This window comes from Proteus appendicitidis (assembly GCF_030271835.1).
Classification (GTDB): Bacteria; Pseudomonadota; Gammaproteobacteria; order Enterobacterales; family Enterobacteriaceae; genus Proteus; species Proteus appendicitidis.
In genome coordinates, this window is the sequence record NZ_CP127389.1 from 2,374,462 (window position 1) to 2,394,764 (window position 20,303).

The 20,303-nt window shown below is 37.7% G+C and carries 16 protein-coding genes; 9 read left to right on the forward strand and 7 right to left on the reverse strand.

Annotated features, from left to right (window positions below; genetic code table 11):
• Positions 1-714 precede the first annotated feature (714 nt).
• The gene (locus QQS39_RS11120; RefSeq protein WP_151435417.1) at positions 715-1,965 is read left to right on the forward strand and encodes an MFS transporter; all 1,251 of its coding nucleotides are present in this window, start codon (positions 715-717) and stop codon (positions 1,963-1,965) included.
• A gap of 231 nt (positions 1,966-2,196) precedes the next feature.
• On the opposite strand, the gene hda is transcribed toward QQS39_RS11120, so the two are convergent.
• From hda to upp, 4 genes are all read right to left on the reverse strand, one after another.
• Positions 2,197-2,904, reverse strand: coding sequence for a DnaA inactivator Hda (hda, locus tag QQS39_RS11125; protein WP_006533048.1), 708 nt, complete (start codon positions 2,902-2,904; stop codon positions 2,197-2,199).
• A 223-nt stretch (positions 2,905-3,127) separates the two neighbouring features.
• Positions 3,128-4,333 (reverse strand): mechanosensitive ion channel family protein, encoded by a 1,206-nt coding sequence (locus QQS39_RS11130; RefSeq protein ID WP_151435418.1) that lies wholly within the window; start codon positions 4,331-4,333, stop codon positions 3,128-3,130.
• A 285-nt stretch (positions 4,334-4,618) separates the two neighbouring features.
• Positions 4,619-5,920 carry a uracil permease gene (uraA, locus tag QQS39_RS11135; RefSeq protein WP_099075635.1) on the reverse strand — a complete coding sequence of 434 codons (1,302 nt, stop codon included), beginning with the start codon at positions 5,918-5,920 and terminating at the stop codon, positions 4,619-4,621.
• A gap of 108 nt (positions 5,921-6,028) precedes the next feature.
• Positions 6,029-6,655, reverse strand: coding sequence for a uracil phosphoribosyltransferase (upp, locus tag QQS39_RS11140; RefSeq protein ID WP_023581896.1), 627 nt, complete (start codon positions 6,653-6,655; stop codon positions 6,029-6,031).
• Positions 6,656-6,886: 231 nt separating this feature from the next.
• On the opposite strand from upp, the gene purM reads away from it, so the two are divergent.
• The 6 genes from purM to mgtE all read left to right on the forward strand — a co-directional run bounded on the left by purM (position 6,887) and on the right by mgtE (position 14,628).
• Positions 6,887-7,927 carry a phosphoribosylformylglycinamidine cyclo-ligase gene (purM, locus tag QQS39_RS11145; protein WP_151435419.1) on the forward strand — a complete coding sequence of 347 codons (1,041 nt, stop codon included), beginning with the start codon at positions 6,887-6,889 and terminating at the stop codon, positions 7,925-7,927.
• A gap of 13 nt (positions 7,928-7,940) precedes the next feature.
• The gene (gene purN / locus QQS39_RS11150) at positions 7,941-8,570 is read left to right on the forward strand and encodes a phosphoribosylglycinamide formyltransferase (protein WP_151435420.1); all 630 of its coding nucleotides are present in this window, start codon (positions 7,941-7,943) and stop codon (positions 8,568-8,570) included.
• Between the two features lie 106 nt (positions 8,571-8,676).
• Complete coding sequence (speG, locus tag QQS39_RS11155; RefSeq protein ID WP_151435421.1) at positions 8,677-9,267, forward strand: spermidine N1-acetyltransferase; 591 nt, start codon at positions 8,677-8,679, stop codon at positions 9,265-9,267.
• Between the two features lie 46 nt (positions 9,268-9,313).
• Positions 9,314-11,395, forward strand: coding sequence for a polyphosphate kinase 1 (gene ppk1, locus QQS39_RS11160; RefSeq protein WP_151435422.1), 2,082 nt, complete (start codon positions 9,314-9,316; stop codon positions 11,393-11,395).
• 4 nt (positions 11,396-11,399) lie between these two features.
• Positions 11,400-12,932, forward strand: a complete 1,533-nt coding sequence (gene ppx, locus QQS39_RS11165; RefSeq protein WP_151435423.1) for an exopolyphosphatase — start codon at positions 11,400-11,402, stop codon at positions 12,930-12,932.
• Between the two features lie 232 nt (positions 12,933-13,164).
• Positions 13,165-14,628, forward strand: a complete 1,464-nt coding sequence (gene mgtE, locus QQS39_RS11170; RefSeq protein ID WP_151435424.1) for a magnesium transporter — start codon at positions 13,165-13,167, stop codon at positions 14,626-14,628.
• Between the two features lie 71 nt (positions 14,629-14,699).
• Here mgtE and QQS39_RS11175 read toward each other — a convergent pair whose 3' ends face one another.
• A complete protein-coding gene (locus tag QQS39_RS11175) occupies positions 14,700-14,921 on the reverse strand; it encodes a hypothetical protein (RefSeq protein ID WP_285804531.1) in 222 nt (73 codons plus the stop codon).
• A 768-nt stretch (positions 14,922-15,689) separates the two neighbouring features.
• Here QQS39_RS11175 and QQS39_RS11180 point away from each other — a divergent pair.
• Together QQS39_RS11180 and QQS39_RS11185 are read left to right on the forward strand one after the other, a co-directional pair.
• Complete coding sequence (locus QQS39_RS11180; protein ID WP_151435426.1) at positions 15,690-17,063, forward strand: MFS transporter; 1,374 nt, start codon at positions 15,690-15,692, stop codon at positions 17,061-17,063.
• Between the two features lie 193 nt (positions 17,064-17,256).
• Positions 17,257-17,943: an RES domain-containing protein gene (locus QQS39_RS11185; RefSeq protein ID WP_285804532.1), complete on the forward strand. Its 687-nt coding sequence runs from the start codon at positions 17,257-17,259 to the stop codon at positions 17,941-17,943.
• A gap of 22 nt (positions 17,944-17,965) precedes the next feature.
• Here the strand turns inward: QQS39_RS11185 and QQS39_RS11190 are convergent, their stop codons facing one another.
• Positions 17,966-18,598, reverse strand: coding sequence for a helix-turn-helix domain-containing protein (locus QQS39_RS11190; protein WP_285804533.1), 633 nt, complete (start codon positions 18,596-18,598; stop codon positions 17,966-17,968).
• Between the two features lie 191 nt (positions 18,599-18,789).
• Entirely contained in the window at positions 18,790-20,256 is a 1,467-nt protein-coding gene (gene dtpA / locus QQS39_RS11195; protein ID WP_151435427.1) for a dipeptide/tripeptide permease DtpA, read from the reverse strand.
• Positions 20,257-20,303: the final 47 nt, after the last annotated feature.

Sequence of the window (20,303 nt, forward strand, 5' to 3'; positions counted from 1 at the left end):
TAAAGCCCATTTATGTTCTTAGGCATGTGTTCTTAGACATGTGTTCTTAGATATATGGGCTTCTCTCTATTCACAATTCACATTATTATTGATCCCACAACCGTTTACTCTCTTTCTCAATTAAGAAACAAACTCTTAAATGTTATTAAATTGTAAATATCGCCATTAGCAAAGTGTTTCTTATTTCCACACGAGAAAAACAACAATGGCTTTGTGCTTTCAAAATTTTTCATTTCAATTTCATATTTTTTATGGGTAGGAAATCCCCATTTTTGAAAACTTTTACTGAGATCACACTACTCCGCACAAACTCACAATTATAAGAAAAAAATAATCATGCGTTTCATTTATATTGTGACTCAAGTCTCTTTACACAAATGCATTCCTACATATCATGAGCATCAGAAAATATGATAGCAGAATCAATAAACAATAAATTCTCGCTAAAATATTTTTTCATTATCATCCAAGAAAGAAATTAACAAGAAATATACATTTAAAACAATACTGCAACACAGCAATAAGCTTTCAATTTGTTATTTACTCTATCTCTTCTTTTATTGTTGTTTTTTAACTTGATAACAACTAATTAGTGTGAAACGAAGTTGTAGATGTATATGAAATAAACAACGTTATAGCCAACATTATGGGCAATTAAAACTAACCAATCGCCATTATTGGTGTCAGGTGATTGCTAGGCTAATAGGAAAACAGATGAATATCGTACTTAGATTAAAACTTGTCTCATTCCTCCAGTTCTTTATATGGGGATCTTGGCTTGTCACATTCGCCTCGTATCTCTTTGGAGAACTGCATTTTAAAGGTAGTGATGTTGGGCTTATTTTTAGTGCTCTTGGACTTGCCTCACTTATCGCACCCGTCATCATGGGATTTATTGCAGATAAAATAAATAACCGTAAATTAGTGTTTATTACCCTGCATATTTTTTCCGCATTAGCATTAGTGTTAATGTCGCAAATGACAACAGTCACCACACTATTTTTTGCGACTTTATTACATTTGTTGTTCTTTATGCCAAGTATCTCAATGGCAAACAGCATTATTTTCGAACTGTTAGAACAAAAACATTTAGAGCCTAATAACTACTTCCCTAAAATTCGTGTTTACGGCACTGTTGGTTTTATCGCCGCCATGTGGGTTATTAGCTTCTTAGGTTTAGGTAATAGCTATCACCAGCTCTTTGTTGCTGCGATCGCTTCTATTGCTTTAGCAGTATTTGCAATGTTCTTACCGGCAACTAAAGCCGTAGACAAAAACGAAACCAAAGCCGAAGAAGTGGCATTTAGTCTCACTAATATTCTGCAAGTATTTAAAAAGAAAAATGTTGTTGTTTTCTTATTCTTCGCAACACTGTTAGGATCTGTACTGCAAATTACCAATACCTTTGGTGTGCCATTCCTGCAAGATATTGCACAATCTCCAAATGCAGACGATTCATTCTTTGCACGTTATCCTTCTGTATTCTTATCTATTTCACAGATTTCAGAAGTCGTATTTATTCTGTTTCTACCACTGTTATTAAAACGCGTAAGAATCGAAACTATCGTTTTATTCAGTATGATTGCTTGGATCTTACGTTTCGGCTTCTTTGCTTACGGTGACTACACATCATTAGGTCAAATCGTCTTATTGTTATCAATGATTGTGTATGGTTGTGCATTCGACTTCTTTAATATCTCTGGTTCACTGTTCTTAGAAAAAGAGATCCCATTACAATATCGTTCAACAGCACAAGGTATGTTTATGACCTTAGTGAACGGTTTTGGTACTTATTTAGGTGCAATGTTAAGTGGCTGGGTCATTGATTTATATACCACCAATGGGGCGGTTGATTGGAAATCATTCTGGTTAATCTTCACTGGCTACACAGTGGCAATCACTGCACTTTATCTGATTTTCTTACTGGTTCCTCAGAAGAAAACCAAAGTAGTAGAAGCAAACTAATTATTTAACCCTCCCCTTTATTGTTTGTGTCTCTCACCGCTTGCCTTGTATAAAGACAAGCGGTTTTTTTATCTTGTCTTTTTTATTAAAAAAGATAAAAACAGCAAGTTCACCGTTAATAAATAACAAAAAAATAAATAACAAAAATTTGTTACTTTCGATGAGTGTTGAGTTTGAAGTAGAGGTAGGTTTTAGATTATTCGCCTCACCTAACGAAATGAGTGAGGCTATTTAAAGTTTGAGTATATCTTTCACAAATGGGATGGTCAGTTTACGTTGAGCAACAATCGATGCGTGATCAAGTTCATCAAGCATTTCAAATAAGGTGCGCATTTTTCTATCTAAACGTTTTAATACAAAACGACCAACATCTTCAGGTAATTCAAAACCACGAAGTTTTGCTCTTAATTGCAAGGCTTGAATTTTTTCTTCATCACTTAACGGTTGCAAACGGTAGATTTGCCCCCAATCAAGGCGAGAGGCTAAATCAGGAAGTTGTAGCTCTATTTGGCGAGGTGGTCTATCCCCTGTAATTAATAAACAGGTTCGTCCATGCTCTAAAACACGGTTATAAAGATTAAATAAGGCGAGTTCCCACTCTTCATCACCGGCAATACACTGAACATTATCAATACAAACTAAGGATAAATGTTCCATACCTTCAAGAACATCGGGAACAAAGTAGGCGCGTTTATCAAGGGGAACATACCCAACAGCATCACCTTTTAAGGAAAGTTCAGCACAAGCGGCATGTAATAGATGGCTCTTTCCACCTCCGTCACGGGACCAGAAATAGATATAACTGCCATGAGATTGATGAATGGCGGTTCGAATTGCCGCGACTAACGACGCGTTTTCCCCTGCATAAAAGCTATCGAATGTCTCATCATCGGGCAGAGATAGTGGTAATGATAGCTGTGACGGCGTATTCAGAAGCACCTCACCTGAATAGTTTAATAAACGTGGTGATTCTAACACAAATTCTCACAAGGTCAGAACCAATATTAAAAAAGCACATTGCACTGATTAAGATAACAGCAAGATCACCAAGATAAGCCTATTTTATATACTACTAGCGCCTCCTTAAATTGTTACTTAGCTGTACCTTGAGTTATTTAGAGCCAAATCAAAAAACATTCCGTGTTTAATGAGTTTCACTTTATTATCTGAGTTTTAATTTCGCAACATCATTACCAGAAGGTTGCTGATAAATGTCGAGCTTAAAATATTTGGCTGATGCGTTTATATACTCAAAAATTTCAGACTGAGTCTCTTCATATTCAACCCAAGTGGTTGCACGAGTAAAACAATATAACTCTACTGGTAATCCCATTGGTGTAGGTGGCATTGTTCTGATCACTAAATACATATCAGGTCGAACATCGCCACGCATTTTTATCCAATTTAGCATGTACTTACGAAATAGCTGTAAGTTAGTCACTCCTTTTGTTTCTAACCACGTATTAATATCCCCAATCTCTTCTTCTTTTCCTTCAAGCATTGCTTCGATGCTTTTACGAAGTGGCGCTGTATTTTTTAATTCTAATACTAGCTCTTGCGTGGCAAATGAAATTGAAGATTGGTCAATATAAAAACTACGTTTAATCCGACGCCCTCCTGATGAAAACATCGGCTGCCAGTTAGTATATTTTTCGGTCAAAAAGTCTTTGGTTGGAATACGGGAAATTGTATTATCCCAATTACGAACTGTGATCGTATGTAATGCGATATCAATCACTTCACCGCTGATATTACTGCTGGGTAATTCAATCCAATCATAAAGCTTTAATACTTTTCCGTTAGAGATAAGAATATTGGCAACAAAAGAGATAAGTGTATGCTGGAAAACAAACATTAACACCGCAGCAATAGCACCAAAGCTGGAGATAATAATAAGCGGTGATTGTTCAGTAAATAACGCAATGATCAGGATAAAAGAGATAATCCAGACCACAATTTTGGCAATTTCAATATAGCCTTTGATGGAGTTATTCCGATGCCACGCTCTTTTAGCATGCCGAATATTGAAGATATCAAGCGCGTTATTCAGTAATGAGGCAATATTGATAATAATAAAAGCGCGAGCAACCGTCTCAAAGATAATATTCATTTCAGCGGAAAAAGACGGCAGTAGCTGATTAATATAGAGAACGAGTGTAACGGCAACAATAGATGCACTCTTTTTAGCGATATCTTCTATAGTTTCTTCATCTGAAAGTTCAGTAAATAAAAAAAGTAGACGCTTTGCTATTCGGCGGAAAATCATTTTGGAGAGAAACCACACCACCAGCAACACAATAACTAAAAATATCGTGATAAAAATCTGCTTTGATGTAATGAAATCATAAATTTCAATCAGCTTTTCCATAAATTACGTTATACCTTTTTTGAGACACCCCAACCTTAAAACGAATATCACTTAATTAGCAGATAAAATGTCTATTTCGCATAAGAACAGATCTCCATTGTCTCATTTATTTTATTTAAATAAACATCATGGTTGAATTAATCATGCTTTTCTAAGTTTTAAACACTTAAAATATTAAAAATCTTAGTTTTTAATATGACATAAAAATAAAACACAATAAAAAAGGTGGAGATCATCCACCTTTTTTATTAATTTCAGCATATTGCTTTAGATTTTCTTAATCGCTTACTTTTTGTTTGCTGTACCACTCACCGATTCAATGGTGTTATCCACTAATTCTGTTTCTGGGCGAACAATACTCACTAATTTAAAGATTAAGCTTAAAACAATACCCACAATAGTTGCTAATGCCATGCCTTTTAATTCAGCAGCACCAATTTGAATTGAAGCACCACTCACGCCAACAATCAGAATAATGGCAGTTAATATCAAGTTTTGCGGTTTGTTGTAATCCACTTTTGAATCTAACAAGACACGAATACCTGATGCACCAATAACACCGTAAAGCAGTAATGAAACCCCACCCATAACTGGAACAGGCACAGCCGCAATAGCCGCAGCCAGTTTACCGACACAAGATAATAAGATGGCGAGAATTGCCGCACCACCAATAACCCATGAGCTGTAAACCTTGGTGATCGCCATAACACCAATGTTTTCACCATAAGTGGTATTTGGTGTTGAACCAAAGAAACCCGAAATAATGGTAGAGAAACCGTTTGCGAACATAGAACGATGCAAACCTGGGTTTTTCATTAAATCGCGTTGCACAATATTTGCTGTGACAACGAGGTGTCCAACGTGCTCAGCAATAACCACTAATGCGGCAGGTAGGATAATAAAGATAGCACTCCATTCAAAACGCGGTGAATAGAATGTCGGTAATGCAAACCAGTTTGCTTCTTTAATAGGAGTAATATCAACAACGCCCAAGAAGAAAGAGAGTGCATAACCAGCTAATACCCCAATAAGAATAGGAATAATAGCAAGGAATCCTCTAAACATCACAGAGCCTAAGATAGTCACGCCTAAAGTCACCATAGAAATAAGCAGTGTTTGACTATCGACCGGTGCATCTGCACTTGGTAATAATCCTGCCATTCCTGCAGCGGTTCCTGCTAATTCCAGCCCGATGACGGCAACGATTGCGCCCATTGCCGCAGGCGGAAACATCACATTAATCCAGCCTCGCCCTGCTATTTTGACAATACCTGCAACGATACAAAACAACACACCACAGACGATGAATCCCCCAAGTGCTAATTCATACCCTAAAGGTAACAATAAAAGCACAGGTGAGATAAACGCAAAACTTGAACCTAAATAAGCAGGAATGCGTCCTTTACAAATAAAGAGATAAAGCAGGGTTCCGATCCCGTTAAATAATAATATTGTTGCCGGATTAACTTTAAATAAAATAGGCACAAGTACGGTAGCGCCAAACATTGCAAACAGATGTTGAAGACTCAACGGGATTGTTTGTAATAATGGTGGGCGCTCTTCTACCCCGATTGCACGACGAGTCATGCTTACGACCTCTCTTTAATATGAATGTGAAATTGGTTTGTATATTTTTTACTATAAAACAAGATAATAGGTTCAAAAAAAAGCCGACTATCAAAGTCGGCTTAATTATTATTTTGTACCAAATATCTTATCACCAGCATCGCCAAGACCTGGAACGATGTACCCGTGCTCATTAAGATGGCTATCAATAGATGCAGTATATAATTCCACATCTGGATGAGCTTCTTCTAATGCCTTAATACCTTCTGGAGCAGCAACCAGTACTAATACTTTAATTGAAGTACAGCCCGCATTTTTTAATAAATCAATTGTGGCAATCATAGAGCCGCCTGTTGCTAACATAGGGTCAACAACAAGAGCCATACGCTCTTCAATATTGGATGCTAATTTCTGGAAGTAAGGGACAGGTTTTAATGTTTCTTCATCGCGGTAAACGCCAACTACACTGATTCGGGCGCTAGGAATATTTTCTAATACTCCGTCCATCATCCCGATACCTGCACGGAGGATAGGAACTACTGTGATTTTTTTTCCTTTAATCTGTTCTATCTCTACCGAACCACACCAACCTTCTATTGTTACCGTCTCTGTTTCTAAATCGGCGGTAGCTTCATACGTCAGTAGACTGGAAACTTCTGAAGCCAGTTCACGAAAGCGCTTAGTGCTTATATCATGATCTCGCATCAGCCCCAATTTATGTTGAATGAGTGGGTGTTTTACCTCAACGATCTTCATAATTTCTCCTAATGTACGACGCAGCCTGACAAAAAAATCGCGAGATTATACCGCTTTTTTGCCAACATTCCATCGTTTTTCTATTGATATTGATCAAACGCACAGCTTTTAACCACACCAACATGAATAATTGTGACCTATAAAGAAGATCCTCGCAAACGTTTGCTTTGCCTGTTAGAATAGCATCCGCACACATTTTTTCTTAACAGCAACTTGCCGTGAGGGCTCTACGTGACTAACAAATCCTCTCTCAGCTATAAAGATGCCGGTGTCGATATTGATGCAGGTAATGCTTTAGTCGATCGTATCAAAGGTGTAGTAAAAGAAACCCGCCGTCCTGAAGTTATGGGGGGTTTAGGTGGTTTTGGCGCACTTTGTGCAATCCCATCTAAATACCGCGAACCTATTTTAGTTTCAGGCACAGATGGCGTAGGAACTAAACTTCGCCTTGCGATGGATTTAAATCGCCATGATGACATCGGGATTGATTTAGTCGCAATGTGTGTCAACGATTTAATTGTTCAAGGTGCAGAACCCCTTTTCTTCCTTGACTACTATGCCACAGGAAAATTAGATGTCGATACCGCAGCACGCGTAGTAACAGGTATTGCAGAAGGTTGTAAGCAATCTGGTTGTGCGTTAGTCGGTGGTGAAACGGCTGAAATGCCAGGAATGTATCACGGTAATGATTATGATATCGCAGGCTTTTGTGTCGGTGTGGTTGAAAAATCAGAAATTATCGATGGTAGCAAAGTTAACGCTGGCGATGCGCTAATCGCTTTAGCATCAAGTGGCCCTCATTCTAATGGTTATTCATTAGTCAGAAAAATTCTTGAAGTCAGCAATACAGATGCAGAAAACACCTCATTAGGTGATAAATCACTAGCTGATCATCTGTTAGCGCCTACTCGTATTTACGTAAAATCACTCCTGTCATTAATTGAAAATATTAATATTCATGCTGTGGCACATATTACAGGTGGCGGATTCTGGGAAAATATTCCTCGTGTGTTACCTGAAAATACGCAAGCGCGTATTGACAGTAAAAGCTGGGAATGGCCACCCGTTTTTAAATGGTTACAAGATGCGGGACAAGTCAGCACACATGAAATGTATCGCACCTTTAACTGTGGCGTTGGCTTATTAATCGCCGTTAACCCAAATGACGTTGAAAAAACATTAGCACATCTTGCTGAGTGTGGTGAAAACGCATGGTTAATTGGTGAAATTGCGCCACAAGCTGCGGGTGAAGCACAAGTTATTATTAACTAATGAAAACATGTGAATGAAAAATATTGTCGTCCTCATCTCAGGAAACGGCAGCAACCTACAGGCGATTATTGACGCCTGTAGGGCAAATAAAATCACGGGTAATGTGGTTGCTGTCTTAAGTAATAAAGCTAATGCGTATGGTCTTGAACGGGCAAAACTTGCTGATATTCCAGCATACTTTGTTGATCCGACTCTCTATGATGATAGAGCCGATTACGATAAAGCATTAATTGAACAAATCGATGCTTATCAGCCCGATATCGTCGTTTTAGCCGGTTTTATGCGTATTTTATCGCCTGATTTTGTGACTCATTATCAGCATAAATTATTAAACATCCATCCTTCTTTGCTGCCTAAATATCCCGGATTACACACTCATCGCCAAGTTTTAGCGAATAAAGACGCTTTTCATGGCGTTACCGTCCATTTTGTTACCGAAGAACTTGATGGTGGCCCCATGATTATTCAAGCTCGCATTCCTGTTTTACCGGATGATACTGAACAATCATTACAAACAAGAATACAAGCAGAAGAGTATCGTATTTATCCATTAGCGATCGGTTGGTTAGCGGACGAACGGTTAAAAATGCAAAATAATCAAGCCTTTCTCGATGATATTGCGCTTTTCGACAACCTTGGTTAACTATTTCATTTAAGATAAAAAGTCACATTGTGCTACACTGTAGCCCGCGTGACTTTTTTTGTGTCACCCTTTTCTCTTTTTATTCAATGCATTCACCGAGGTGCTTATGTCCGGTGGTAAGAAAGTTCCACCTATAAAATTACGTCCTCTCGAACGAGAAGACCTCTCTTTTGTCCATCAACTTGATAATAACGCCAGCGTTATGCGCTATTGGTTTGAAGAGCCTTATGAGGCTTTTATTGAGTTAAGTGACCTTTATGAAAAACATATTCACGACCAAAGTGAACGCCGTTTTATTGCCGAAAGTGACGGCACTAAAGTTGGACTTGTCGAGTTAGTTGAAATTGATTATGTTCACCGTCGTGCTGAATTCCAAATTATTATCGCCCCAGCGCATCAAGGTCATGGATATGCTGCACGCGCGGCAAAACTTGCGATGGATTATGCTTTTTCTGTCCTTAATTTATACAAACTCTATTTAATCGTCGATAAAGAGAATGCTAAAGCGATTCATATTTATGAAAAGCTTGGCTTTAAAAAAGAAGGTGATTTAATAGATGAGTTTTTTGTTAACGGTGCCTACCGTTCTGCGATTAGAATGTGTACTTTCCAAGCGCCTTATTTTGAACAAAAAGCCAAAGCGGCAAAACCCGAAAATTTTGTAAAACCGGGTGCGACTATTAAGCAACACGTCTGATTTATTCAGATATTAAGTTTTAACTTTAACCCTTGTTGGAGTTCAGATGTCCCAGGAACGACTCTATATTGATAAAGAGATCAGTTGGCTTGCGTTTAACGAACGTGTTTTACAAGAGGCGGCTGATAAACGAAACCCGTTAATTGAAAGAGTCAGGTTTCTGGGGATCTATTCAAATAATCTTGATGAGTTTTATAAGGTTCGCTTTGCTGATGTAAAACGCCGTATTTTAATTAATGAAGAGCGAGGCTCCCGCTCTGCATCAAGCCATGCTCGCCATCTTATAAAGAAAATTCAATCAAAAGTGGCTAAAGCCGACCAAGAGTTTGATGCTTTATACAATGATTTGTTACTTGAAATGGCGCGAAACCAAATCTTTTTAATTAATGAACGCCAAATCTCACCGAATCAACAAATCTGGTTGCGCCAATATTTCCGCCAGAATTTAAGAAAACACATAACGCCTATTTTAATTAACCCTGAAACAGATCTAGTTGAGTTTCTTAAAGATGACTATACCTATTTAGCGGTTGAAATTGTGCAAGGGCAAATTATTCATTATGCCCTGTTAGAAATTCCATCAGATAAAGTACCTCGTTTTGTTATTCTGCCGACAGACCAAGGGCGTAGTAAGAAAAAATCCATGATTTTATTGGATAATATTTTACGCTACTGTCTTGATGAGGTGTTTAAAGGCTTTTTCGATTATGATTCATTAAATGCTTATTCCATGAAAATGACGCGAGATGCAGAGTACGATCTTGCGACAGAAATGGAATCAAGTTTACTTGAAATGATGTCATCAACATTAAAACAACGTCTTACCGCAGAGCCTGTCCGTTTTGTTTATCAACGTGATATGCCAGATGAAATGGTGGCGTTGCTGCGCAGTAAATTAGGTTTATCGAATAATGACTCCGTCATTGCTGGTGGTCGTTATCATAATTTTAAAGATTTTATTAACTTCCCAAATGAGGGGAGTAAATTTCTGTTAAATAAACCGATCCCACGTTTACGCCATATTTGGTTTGATAATTTCCGCAATGGTTTTGATGCGATACGTGAGCGTGATGTTTTACTCTATTATCCTTATCATACCTTTGAACATGTGCTGGAATTGTTGCGCCAAGCCTCTTTTGACCCAAGTGTTATCTCAATAAAAATCAATATTTACCGTGTAGCGAAAGACTCTCGAATCATTGATTCGATGATCCATGCCGCGCATAACGGCAAACGTGTCACGGTAGTTGTCGAGTTACAAGCGCGTTTTGATGAAGCGGCAAATATCCACTGGGCAAAACGCCTGACAGAAGCGGGTGTACACGTTATTTTCTCTGCACCGGGTCTAAAAATTCACGCAAAGTTATTTATCATTTCACGTTTAGAAAATGGTGAAATCATTCGCTATGCGCATATCGGGACCGGGAACTTTAACGAAAAAACCGCTCGTCTTTATACTGACTATTCACTATTAACGGCTAACACTGAAATTACCAATGAAGTACGCCGCGTTTTTAGCTTTATTGAAAATCCTTATCGCCCTGTTACCTTTGAGCATTTAATGGTTTCGCCACAAAATTCGCGTACCCTTTTAAATCAGTTAATCACCAATGAAATTCACAGTGCTCAAGCTGGGCATCCTGCTGGGATCACATTAAAAGTGAATAATTTAGTTGATGAAGAATTAGTTAATCGCCTTTATGACGCATCAGAAGCTGGTGTAAAAGTACGGCTGTTAGTCCGTGGTATGTGTTCTTTAGTGCCTAATCAGCCGGGATTTAGTGAAAATATTCAAGTAACCAGTATTGTTGACCGCTTTTTAGAGCATGATCGTGTTTATGTGTTCACTAACAAAGGGGATGAAAAAATCTTTCTCTCCTCTGCCGATTGGATGACGCGAAATCTTGACTATCGCATTGAAGTTGCCGTGGCGTTGCTTGATCCTCAACTAAAACAACGTGTTCTTGATATACTGGATATTCAATTTAATGACACCGTAAAAGCACGTTATATCGATAAAGATTTAACAAATAGCTATGTTCCTCGTGGAAATAAACGTAAGATCCGTTCCCAGCTTGCTGTCTATGAGTATATTAAATTGTTAGAACAACCAGGTTCACGAGCGTAACTTTATGCCTTTATCACAAAATGACTCATCACCACGTCCTTTAGAAATTGCAGCTATTGACCTCGGTTCTAATAGTTTTCATATGATAATTGCGCGTGTTGTTAATGGCGCATTACAAGTATTAAGCCGTTTAAAACAGCGAGTTTATCTTGCAGATGGGCTTGATGATGATAACGAATTAAGCGAAGAGGCTATGTTACGTGGGTTATCCGCCCTTTCTCTTTTTGCTGAAAGATTACAGGGTTTTCCTGCAGAAAATGTCACCGTCGTGGGAACGCACACTTTGCGTGTCGCCACTAATGCAAAAGTCTTTCTTCAACGAGCCAAAGAAGTTATTCCTTATCCTATTGAAATTATTTCAGGGCATGAAGAAGCTCGACTTATTTTTATGGGTGTTGAACACACTCAATCTGAAAAAGGTCGAAAACTCGTTATCGATATCGGTGGTGGTTCAACAGAATTAGTTATTGGTGAAAATTTTGAGCCAATTTTAATCGAAAGCCAACGTATGGGTTGTGTCAGTTTTAGCCGTCAATTTTTCCCAGAACAGAAAATCAGTGAATCTGCTTTTCGTAAAGCACGAGAAAAAGCTGCCCGTAAAATGGAAAAAATTGCATGGCAATATAAAATGACTGGTTGGGATGTGGCTTTAGGAGCATCAGGCACCATTAAAGCAGCTCATGAGATCTTAGTTGAGTTTGGTGAAAAAGACGGTGTTATCACCCCAGAACGCCTACTTATGCTCACGAAACAAGTTTTACGATTTAAGAAATTTAAAGATATCGCCCTGCCGGGTTTATCCGATGAACGTAAACATGTTTTTGTTCCAGGTTTGGCGATTTTATGCGGCATTTTTGATTCGTTAGGATTAAAAGCCCTACACCTATCTGACGGTGCATTACGTGAAGGCGTGCTTTATGAAATGGAAGGCAGATTTCGCCATCAAGATATTCGCCAGCGCACAGCTAAAAGCCTTGCAGAACACTATAATATCGATAGAGAACAAGCAAAGCGTGTTCTTGAAACAATGCAATCTCTTTATGCTCAGTGGGCGCAACAAAATCCTAAACTGGTTCGCCCTGATTTAGAGGCTATTTTAGTTTGGGCTGTCATGTTACATGAAGTGGGATTAAGTATTAATTTAAGTGGGTTACACCGACATTCTGCTTATATTCTTTCAAATACTGATTTGCCTGGTTTTAATCAAGAACAACAACTGTTATTAACAACTCTCGTTCGCTATCACCGAAAAGGGATCAAGTTAGATGAGTTGCCTAAATTCAATCTTTATAAAAAGAAACAGTATTTTCCGCTCGTACAAATACTAAGATTAGCAACTTTACTTAATAATCAGCGACAATCGACGACAAAACCTGCATCTTTGCGTTTAGTTACAGATGAAAATCATTGGACACTTTATTTTCCTGCAAACTATCTTTCCGATAACACATTGATGGAATTGGATTTAGAAAAAGAACAAGAACATTGGCAGGCAGTTCCGGGCTGGAAACTGGATATAAAAGAGGAATATGCTTAACAATATGATATTATACAGAAAAAGACGCTAGTCAACGCGTCTTTTGTTGCATCTATCATACAACAACTATCACATAACAACATAGGTTTGATTTGTGACGATAATATGAACATCACCAACGCAATATTGTTCAAGATTCATATTTTTTATACGGAGAAGACCGATAATCATCCTAAAATGGAATAATTAGTGTCAATGGTTATCTCCCTCGTAAGAATTAAAAAGGAATAACATGTCTCAACCAGCTATCAACAATGATACTGCGGCTGCCATCAATCCGTATTCACAAAAAGTGGCACACCTGCGTCAGCAAATTTTGAGTATCTTTCTCGAAGATGATCATTTTGTTGAAACCGTTTTAGGTGAAGCAAGTGAAAATGATAGGCTGAGCCACCACGAACTTCATGAAAAAATCACCACTGTTAGAGAATTACTACAAGATCTACACGCGGCAGATATTGCAGATATTCTTGAAGCCCTTCCCTATGATGAACGTCTAGCCTTGTGGCATTTGGTTGATAATAATGAACGTGGTGCTGTTTTAGTCGAAGCTTCTGTCGCCGTTTGGGACAGCTTAATTAAAGATATGACTGACCGTGAGTTATTACGATCGGTCGCCACATTACATGTGGATGAACAAGCGTACATCGCAGAGCACTTACCTCGCGATACGATGCGCCGACTTCTTACCTATTTAGAACCAAGTCTGCGTAATAGGATAAGAGAAGTACTTCAATATCCCAAAGACAGCGTTGGTCAGATGATGGATTTTGAGTTCGTCACTGTGCGAGGCAATGTTACGTTAAAAACGGTACAGCGCTATCTACGCCAACGAGGCTCTATTCCTGAAGCAACGGATAAAATTTTCGTTATTGATAATAAAAACCATCTATTGGGCGAACTTCCATTAACCACTGTTTTAACACAATCGCCTGATAAACTTGTCTCTGATGTAATGAAAACAGACACCGTGAGCTTTATGCCTGAAGAAAAAGGCGAAGACGCAGCGGGTGCGTTCGAACGTTATGACTTAATTTCAGCGGCTGTTGTTGATAGTAATGGTCTTCTAATGGGTCGATTAACCGTTGAAGATATCGTTGATAACATGCATGAAGAGAGCGATACCAATATTCGTCGTATGGGGGGGTTAAGCCCAGAAGAAGACGTTTTCGCACCTGTCGGACAAGCGGTTAAAACACGTTGGACTTGGCTTGCTATCAACTTATGTACTGCTTTCGTTGCCTCTCGTGTTATCGGTGTCTTTGAAGATACTATTTCCCAATTAGTTGCTCTCGCCACATTGATGCCGATTGTTGCGGGTATTGGGGGAAATACAGGTAATCAGACCATCACAATGATTGTCCGTGCATTAGCGCTACACCAAATTCAAACTGGCAGTTTTTCTTTCTTAATTTTAAGAGAACTTGGCGTTGCCTTTATTAATGGTGTTGTTTGGGGAGGAATAATGGGAATTGTCACCTTCCTTCTCTATGGCGACCTTGCTATGGGGGCGGTAATGACAATGGCGATGGTATTAAACCTCTTAATGGCTGCCATGATGGGTGTATTGATCCCAATGACAATGATTAAATTAGGTAAAGATCCCGCTATTGGTTCGAGCGTGATGATAACCGCTATTACAGATACAGGTGGTTTCTTTATCTTCTTAGGTTTAGCGACTATCTTCTTAGTTTAAAACACCCTTATTACACTAACGCCACTGATAATAAAATACAGTGGCGTTTTTTTATGTCCATCAAACAGATATTAGACCGTTGTTGATAGGTAATAATAGACAAGCAACAATGCAATAACGAGTGAAGTAATAAAAGTCTTTTTAACAGAGTTACTTAATAAATAACTGTCATTTTGATTGGCGTCATTAAGCATGGCTTTTAATACTAAACCACCGCCTAATGCGACGATAGAAAGTGATGCGAACAAAACAATTGCAGCTAAGAGAGCAGTACTGATTGAGATAGGGATCATAAATCCTCCTGTTCAATTGACTTCCCGATGTAATTATAACCAAGAATAATTTTTTTGATGCCTCTTTTTGTTTTTATTTTCAACTTAACTGAAAAGCGCACAAAAGCCACAATTTGCATAAAAACACAAAAATAAAATTATCATTATAAATTTCATTGGATTTTAATTTCAAAAAACAAACAAATATTGAAACTAAATTTCAATACATCAATATTTAACATACAGTAGAATATTCTAATATTTCATTTTCTATCAGGTCATATCTTTCATTATTAATACTATTAGCTTTCTTAATTATCTAATAATAAGTTAATTTATGGAATAATAATAAATTAACTTATACCTTAATTTATTATTCCCCTGTTTATTTAGACTTGAATAAATATATTTAACACAAAACCTTTTTTATTTAAAAACACTAAAATATTATTCATTTTAAATTTATATAATAATTTTATTATATATTGTTGAGATTTAATTAAATGAAGTTTAATACCAAACTTACCCTATCAAGTGAAACTAAAAACCTAAAATATATTGATTTATAGCTAATGATGTTGTTTTAATTTCATCTATTTACATCATTAAGAGCTTCCTGTTATAACTTAAACCATCATCACAACATTATTCTTTCTCGTATAAATAGCCTTTAAATAACCTTTCCCTGTTATTTATTTTCGCCCTATTTTATTCGCACATTTAAAAAGAATCTAATTGTGATTTTATTACTTATTATTTTTATCACGATGATTATTATAGGTTGTTATTATGACATCACAATCACACTCCACTCAGCCGTTGAGTCAACCTACGGCAAGACCATTAAATCGCAGCGACTATAAAACGTTGGGTTTATCCTCACTAGGGGGAACTTTGGAGTTCTATGATTTCGTGATCTTCGTGTTCTTTACGAAAACATTGAGCCACTTGTTTTTTCCTGGTGATAACGCCTTTATTGCACAAATGCAGACATTAGGTATCTTTGCAGCCGGTTATCTTGCTCGTCCTTTAGGTGGCATTATTATGGCACACTACGGAGATATTATCGGGCGTAAGCGCATGTTTACCTTAAGTATCTTCTTAATGGCTGTACCAACATTAGTTATTGGTTTATTACCAACTTATGCCAGTATTGGTATTGCAGCGCCATTATTGTTGTTATTAATGCGCATTATGCAAGGTGCAGCTATTGGTGGTGAAATGCCGGGAGCTTGGGTATTTATCGCAGAGCACACCCCAAAACAACGTTATGGCTTAGGTGTAGGCACATTAACCTCAGGCATTACTGGCGGTATTTTATTAGGTTCAATCGTGGCGATTGTAGTCCAACGTAGCTATAGCGCCCAAGAAGTTAGTGATTTTGCATGGCGTATACCGTTTATTTTAGGTGGCGTGTTCGGTTTGATTTCTGTTTATTTGCGTCGCTTCTTACAAGAAACGCCAATCTTTAAAGAGATGGCAGCGAAAAAAGCGTTAGCACAAGAAATGCCTGTGGTTTCAGTGATTAAAAATCACAAACAAGCCTGCTTAATTACTGCGGTATTAACATGGTCTTTATCAACGGCGATTGTTGTCACCATTTTGATGACCCCCGGTGTCATTGTTGAAGGGATCTATAAAATTGATAGAACGACATCATTAGAAGCAAACTGTGTTGCAACATTAACTTTAACCTTAGGTTGCATATTCTGGGGTTGGATTAGTGATAAGTTAGGAACACGCGCATCAATGACATTATCATGGGGTGGTTTGATTGTTACCGCATTCCATTTCTATGGCAGTTTAGATGCAGCAATGTCAGGTTTTCAGTTAGCATTTAACTATGGTTTGATGGGCTTTTTTGTTGGAGCGATTGCAACTACACCTATCGTTAGCACAAGAGCATTTCCACCATCAATTCGTTTTTCTGGTTTGTCTTTTGCTTACAATATGGCTTATGCCTTATTCGGTGGCTTAACGCCAATGTTAACAGGAATATGGTTAGAAAAAACGGCAATGGCAGGTGCATATTATGTTGCGGGCGTATCATTATTAGCGATTGCAGTCGCCTTCTTACCTTTAGCTTATAAAGGTTGGACAGCCGTTAAACCCACAACTCGCGAGAAAGATGTTGCATTACACGTTGATAAAGTGATCGGTTAGGTTTTTATCAATATCACAGGATATTCTACCAGTCCCCTTACGCAATACCGCCCTTATTAAGGGCGGTATTTTTTTGTGATTTGCAGTTTTTCTGAATTTTATTTCTTTAAAGATCAAAGTATTGATAAGGTGTTATTTGCTCTTTACCCTATTCAAAGCGCTGTTTTTTTAATAGGGAAGATTAAAAAAATCCATGAAATATCAAAATAGAAAAATGCTTTACACAAAGCTGAATGAGCTAGAATTCCAAGGTTATATCCCTTATAAAATACAAAGAAAAAAACAACAAAAACGATGGCAATGGAAGCCTTATTCATCAGGCATTCATTATGCGATACCAAATCATCCTCTAGAAATGGGACGCTATAATGATCCAACCGCAAGGACAGGGATTTGCTACACCGCTGATTATGCCGTTATTGCCATAGCTGAATCTTTAGGGCGTCTTTATCAAAATAACAAAACATTTATTCTTGGATTGAGCGACTTAAAAAAAGCACAAATATATACACTCAACACTACACGAAAAACAAAACTCATTGATATGTCAAAATTACAGGGCATACTGCATATCACTGCGGATAAAACTATGGGTAAACGTTATAATTTTACTCAATCCATTGTTGATTGGGCTGCCAATACACCTGAACTTGATTATGATGGTATAACCTATCCTTCAAGACACTATTTGGGAATGTGTACTGCGTTTTGGGCTAGAAAAGAGCGTATTAATCCTTTAGCAGAAATATCACACTGCTCTCTTGATATTTATCATGATGATAAAAAAGAAAATTTTCCTCAGAATTGGCAATATGATGATATTTCAGGTATTGAGATCATTACAGAAACATTAAGATTTGAGATTAATGCGGATGAGTAAACAGCTCGAATTGAGCTGTTTATCAAAAAGAAGTATGTTTGCCAAAAAGTTTAGTTTGATGAATTATTTCCTGCATTTGTTCACTCATACGACCATATTTTTTTAATATTTCGATAATATTCAGATCCTTATCATCATCATCAAAAAAATACATATTGGTTAAAAATGATACTTTTGTTGTTGAACTCAGATCACCCAATAACACCAAAATTTCTTCTAACCCATCAATTAATTTATTACCATCAAACTGAAATACTGGTAATCGGTATTCTCCTCCAACTTTAACCGCTAATAATTTATTGGCTTTCAGACGATTATTAATTGTTTGACGTTTAACATCCAAAATTTCAGCCGCTTGGCTTGTTCGGCAAACTCCACCTAATGCTGTTAGTTGTTCTGAAAATTTAATCGCACCTTCATTTAAGCGAGCAATTTTTTGTTGTTCTCTCGGAGATATTTCACAGGCTCGTTCAAGTTGAGTTTCAAAAATAAGCTTAGCTAACTCATTATCAGTCATCTCTAAAGCATGAGTTAAGCTTTTTTTCTCTGCTAAGGCTTCAACTAGCTCTTTTGTCAAATTAGCTATTCTTTTAAGAACAGCCGTTCTCTCTACTGAGAGTTGTTGTATTGATCTTTTTTGCATTGTGCTGTTCATTAACACCTCCTTTACACTTTATTTATTATATGATGAGTAAAGTGTAAAGAACAAGTATAAATAATAGTCATTTATTTGATTGAAATAGAAGGTATGCAATAAGAATTAAACTTGTTTTTATTCGGAGACAAAAAAGGATGCCTCATGGCATCCTTTATTTTTCTTAAGATTTTATTTTTTAATGGCACAAATTACTGTGTCATTTTGCTTAGCGTAGGTGCAGTGATCAGCATTAAAATTGCGATAACACCCGTTACAATACCGATTTGTAAGAATACGCTACTGTAAATTTCTAATGAAGCGTGAGCACTTTGTACGTCTTCTGGTACTGCCATCAGGCTTGCAACTTTACCTGCAATAATTGCAGCGGCTGCCGAAGTTAAGAACCAAGCACCCATAATAAAGCCCATTAAACGCTGTGGTACAAGTTGAGCAACCATTGCAAGACCCAGCCCTGAAATCATTAGCTCACCAATACTTTGGAAACCATAACTTGCAACTAACCACCATGAAGACACAATACCCGCCTCATTTGCCATGCTTGCACCCAATGGTAGCACTAAGAATGCCGTCGCACTTAAGAACATCCCTACGGTGAACTTATATGGCATAGGCAGTTTATCACCCATAAAGTTATATACCGCCGCTAATATCGGGCTTGCTAACATGATCCAGAATGGATTAAGTGACTGGAATTGCTCAGGTTGAACACTGAAACCTAAAATAGAATGCTCAACGTTATGGATTGCGAAGAAGTTTAAAGATGTTGGCATTTGATCGTAAAGAACGAAAAAGACCACGGCTTCAACCATCAGCAAGAATGCCACAATCATCTTACGACGTGCCGCACCTTTCATCATAAAGGTTTCACGCGCAAAAATCAGGATGATCCCTAATGAGATAACAGCTAAAGACCAACTTGCCACTTCATTATTATGTAACAACCAAGTCGATACCGCCGTTAAAGCTACAATACCCACCAGCGTTAATAACAATTTTGAATAATTAAGCGGTTCAAAATCAGGTCTAGAACCCTTATCTTTGATCCAACCACGGCAAACCATAAAGTTTGCTAAGGTGATCAGCATTCCCACAACGCTTAATGCAAACGCAACATCCCAACCATAATTAGCCGCTAACCATGGCGTTGCTAACATAGATAAGAATGAACCTACGTTGATAGACATATAGTACATCGTAAATGCACCGTCTAATTGCGGGTCGTCTTTCTCATAGCAAGTTGCTAATAATGAAGATGGGTTAGCTTTAAATAAACCGTTACCTACTGCAATTGTTGCAAGTCCCCAATAAATCACGTCTTTATCGTGATCAGAGAATGCCACCATCGCATAACCAATTGCCAGTACGATTGCCCCAAGAATAATAACCCTTTTAGTACCAAGGACTTTATCCCCAAGCCATCCACCGATAGCCACAAAACCATAAACTAATGCGGTAAATGCAGCAAAAACAGTGATAGCTTCTGCTTCACCCATGCCCAGCATTTTAACCAAGTAAACGGCCATGATCCCTTGCAGACCGTAATAGCCGAAACGTTCCCATAATTCGATTGAGAAGATGAGATAAAACGCACGAGGCTGTTTAAATGCATTCAGGCTCGGTTTTTGTCCATCGTCAGGTGTGTTTGCAGTTGACACTAAAAACCTCTAATTATTTTATTACGCCTTTATATTTAGGCTAATTT

Bases quoted from the DNA above. Each gene is read 5' to 3' on its own strand.
- upp (WP_023581896.1), bottom strand. From the start codon at position 6,655: ATGAAGATCGTTGAGGTAAAACACCCACTCATTCAACATAAATTGGGG.
- purN (WP_151435420.1), top strand. From the start codon at position 7,941: ATGAAAAATATTGTCGTCCTCATCTCAGGAAACGGCAGCAACCTACAG.
- ppx (WP_151435423.1), top strand. From the start codon at position 11,400: ATGCCTTTATCACAAAATGACTCATCACCACGTCCTTTAGAAATTGCA.
- QQS39_RS11130 (WP_151435418.1), bottom strand. From the start codon at position 4,333: ATGGAAAAGCTGATTGAAATTTATGATTTCATTACATCAAAGCAGATT.
- mgtE (WP_151435424.1), top strand. From the start codon at position 13,165: ATGTCTCAACCAGCTATCAACAATGATACTGCGGCTGCCATCAATCCG.
- QQS39_RS11190 (WP_285804533.1), bottom strand. From the start codon at position 18,598: ATGAACAGCACAATGCAAAAAAGATCAATACAACAACTCTCAGTAGAG.
- uraA (WP_099075635.1), bottom strand. From the start codon at position 5,920: ATGACTCGTCGTGCAATCGGGGTAGAAGAGCGCCCACCATTATTACAA.
- QQS39_RS11180 (WP_151435426.1), top strand. From the start codon at position 15,690: ATGACATCACAATCACACTCCACTCAGCCGTTGAGTCAACCTACGGCA.
- QQS39_RS11185 (WP_285804532.1), top strand. From the start codon at position 17,257: ATGAAATATCAAAATAGAAAAATGCTTTACACAAAGCTGAATGAGCTA.
- QQS39_RS11120 (WP_151435417.1), top strand. From the start codon at position 715: ATGAATATCGTACTTAGATTAAAACTTGTCTCATTCCTCCAGTTCTTT.
- ppk1 (WP_151435422.1), top strand. From the start codon at position 9,314: ATGTCCCAGGAACGACTCTATATTGATAAAGAGATCAGTTGGCTTGCG.
- QQS39_RS11175 (WP_285804531.1), bottom strand. From the start codon at position 14,921: ATGATCCCTATCTCAATCAGTACTGCTCTCTTAGCTGCAATTGTTTTG.
- speG (WP_151435421.1), top strand. From the start codon at position 8,677: ATGTCCGGTGGTAAGAAAGTTCCACCTATAAAATTACGTCCTCTCGAA.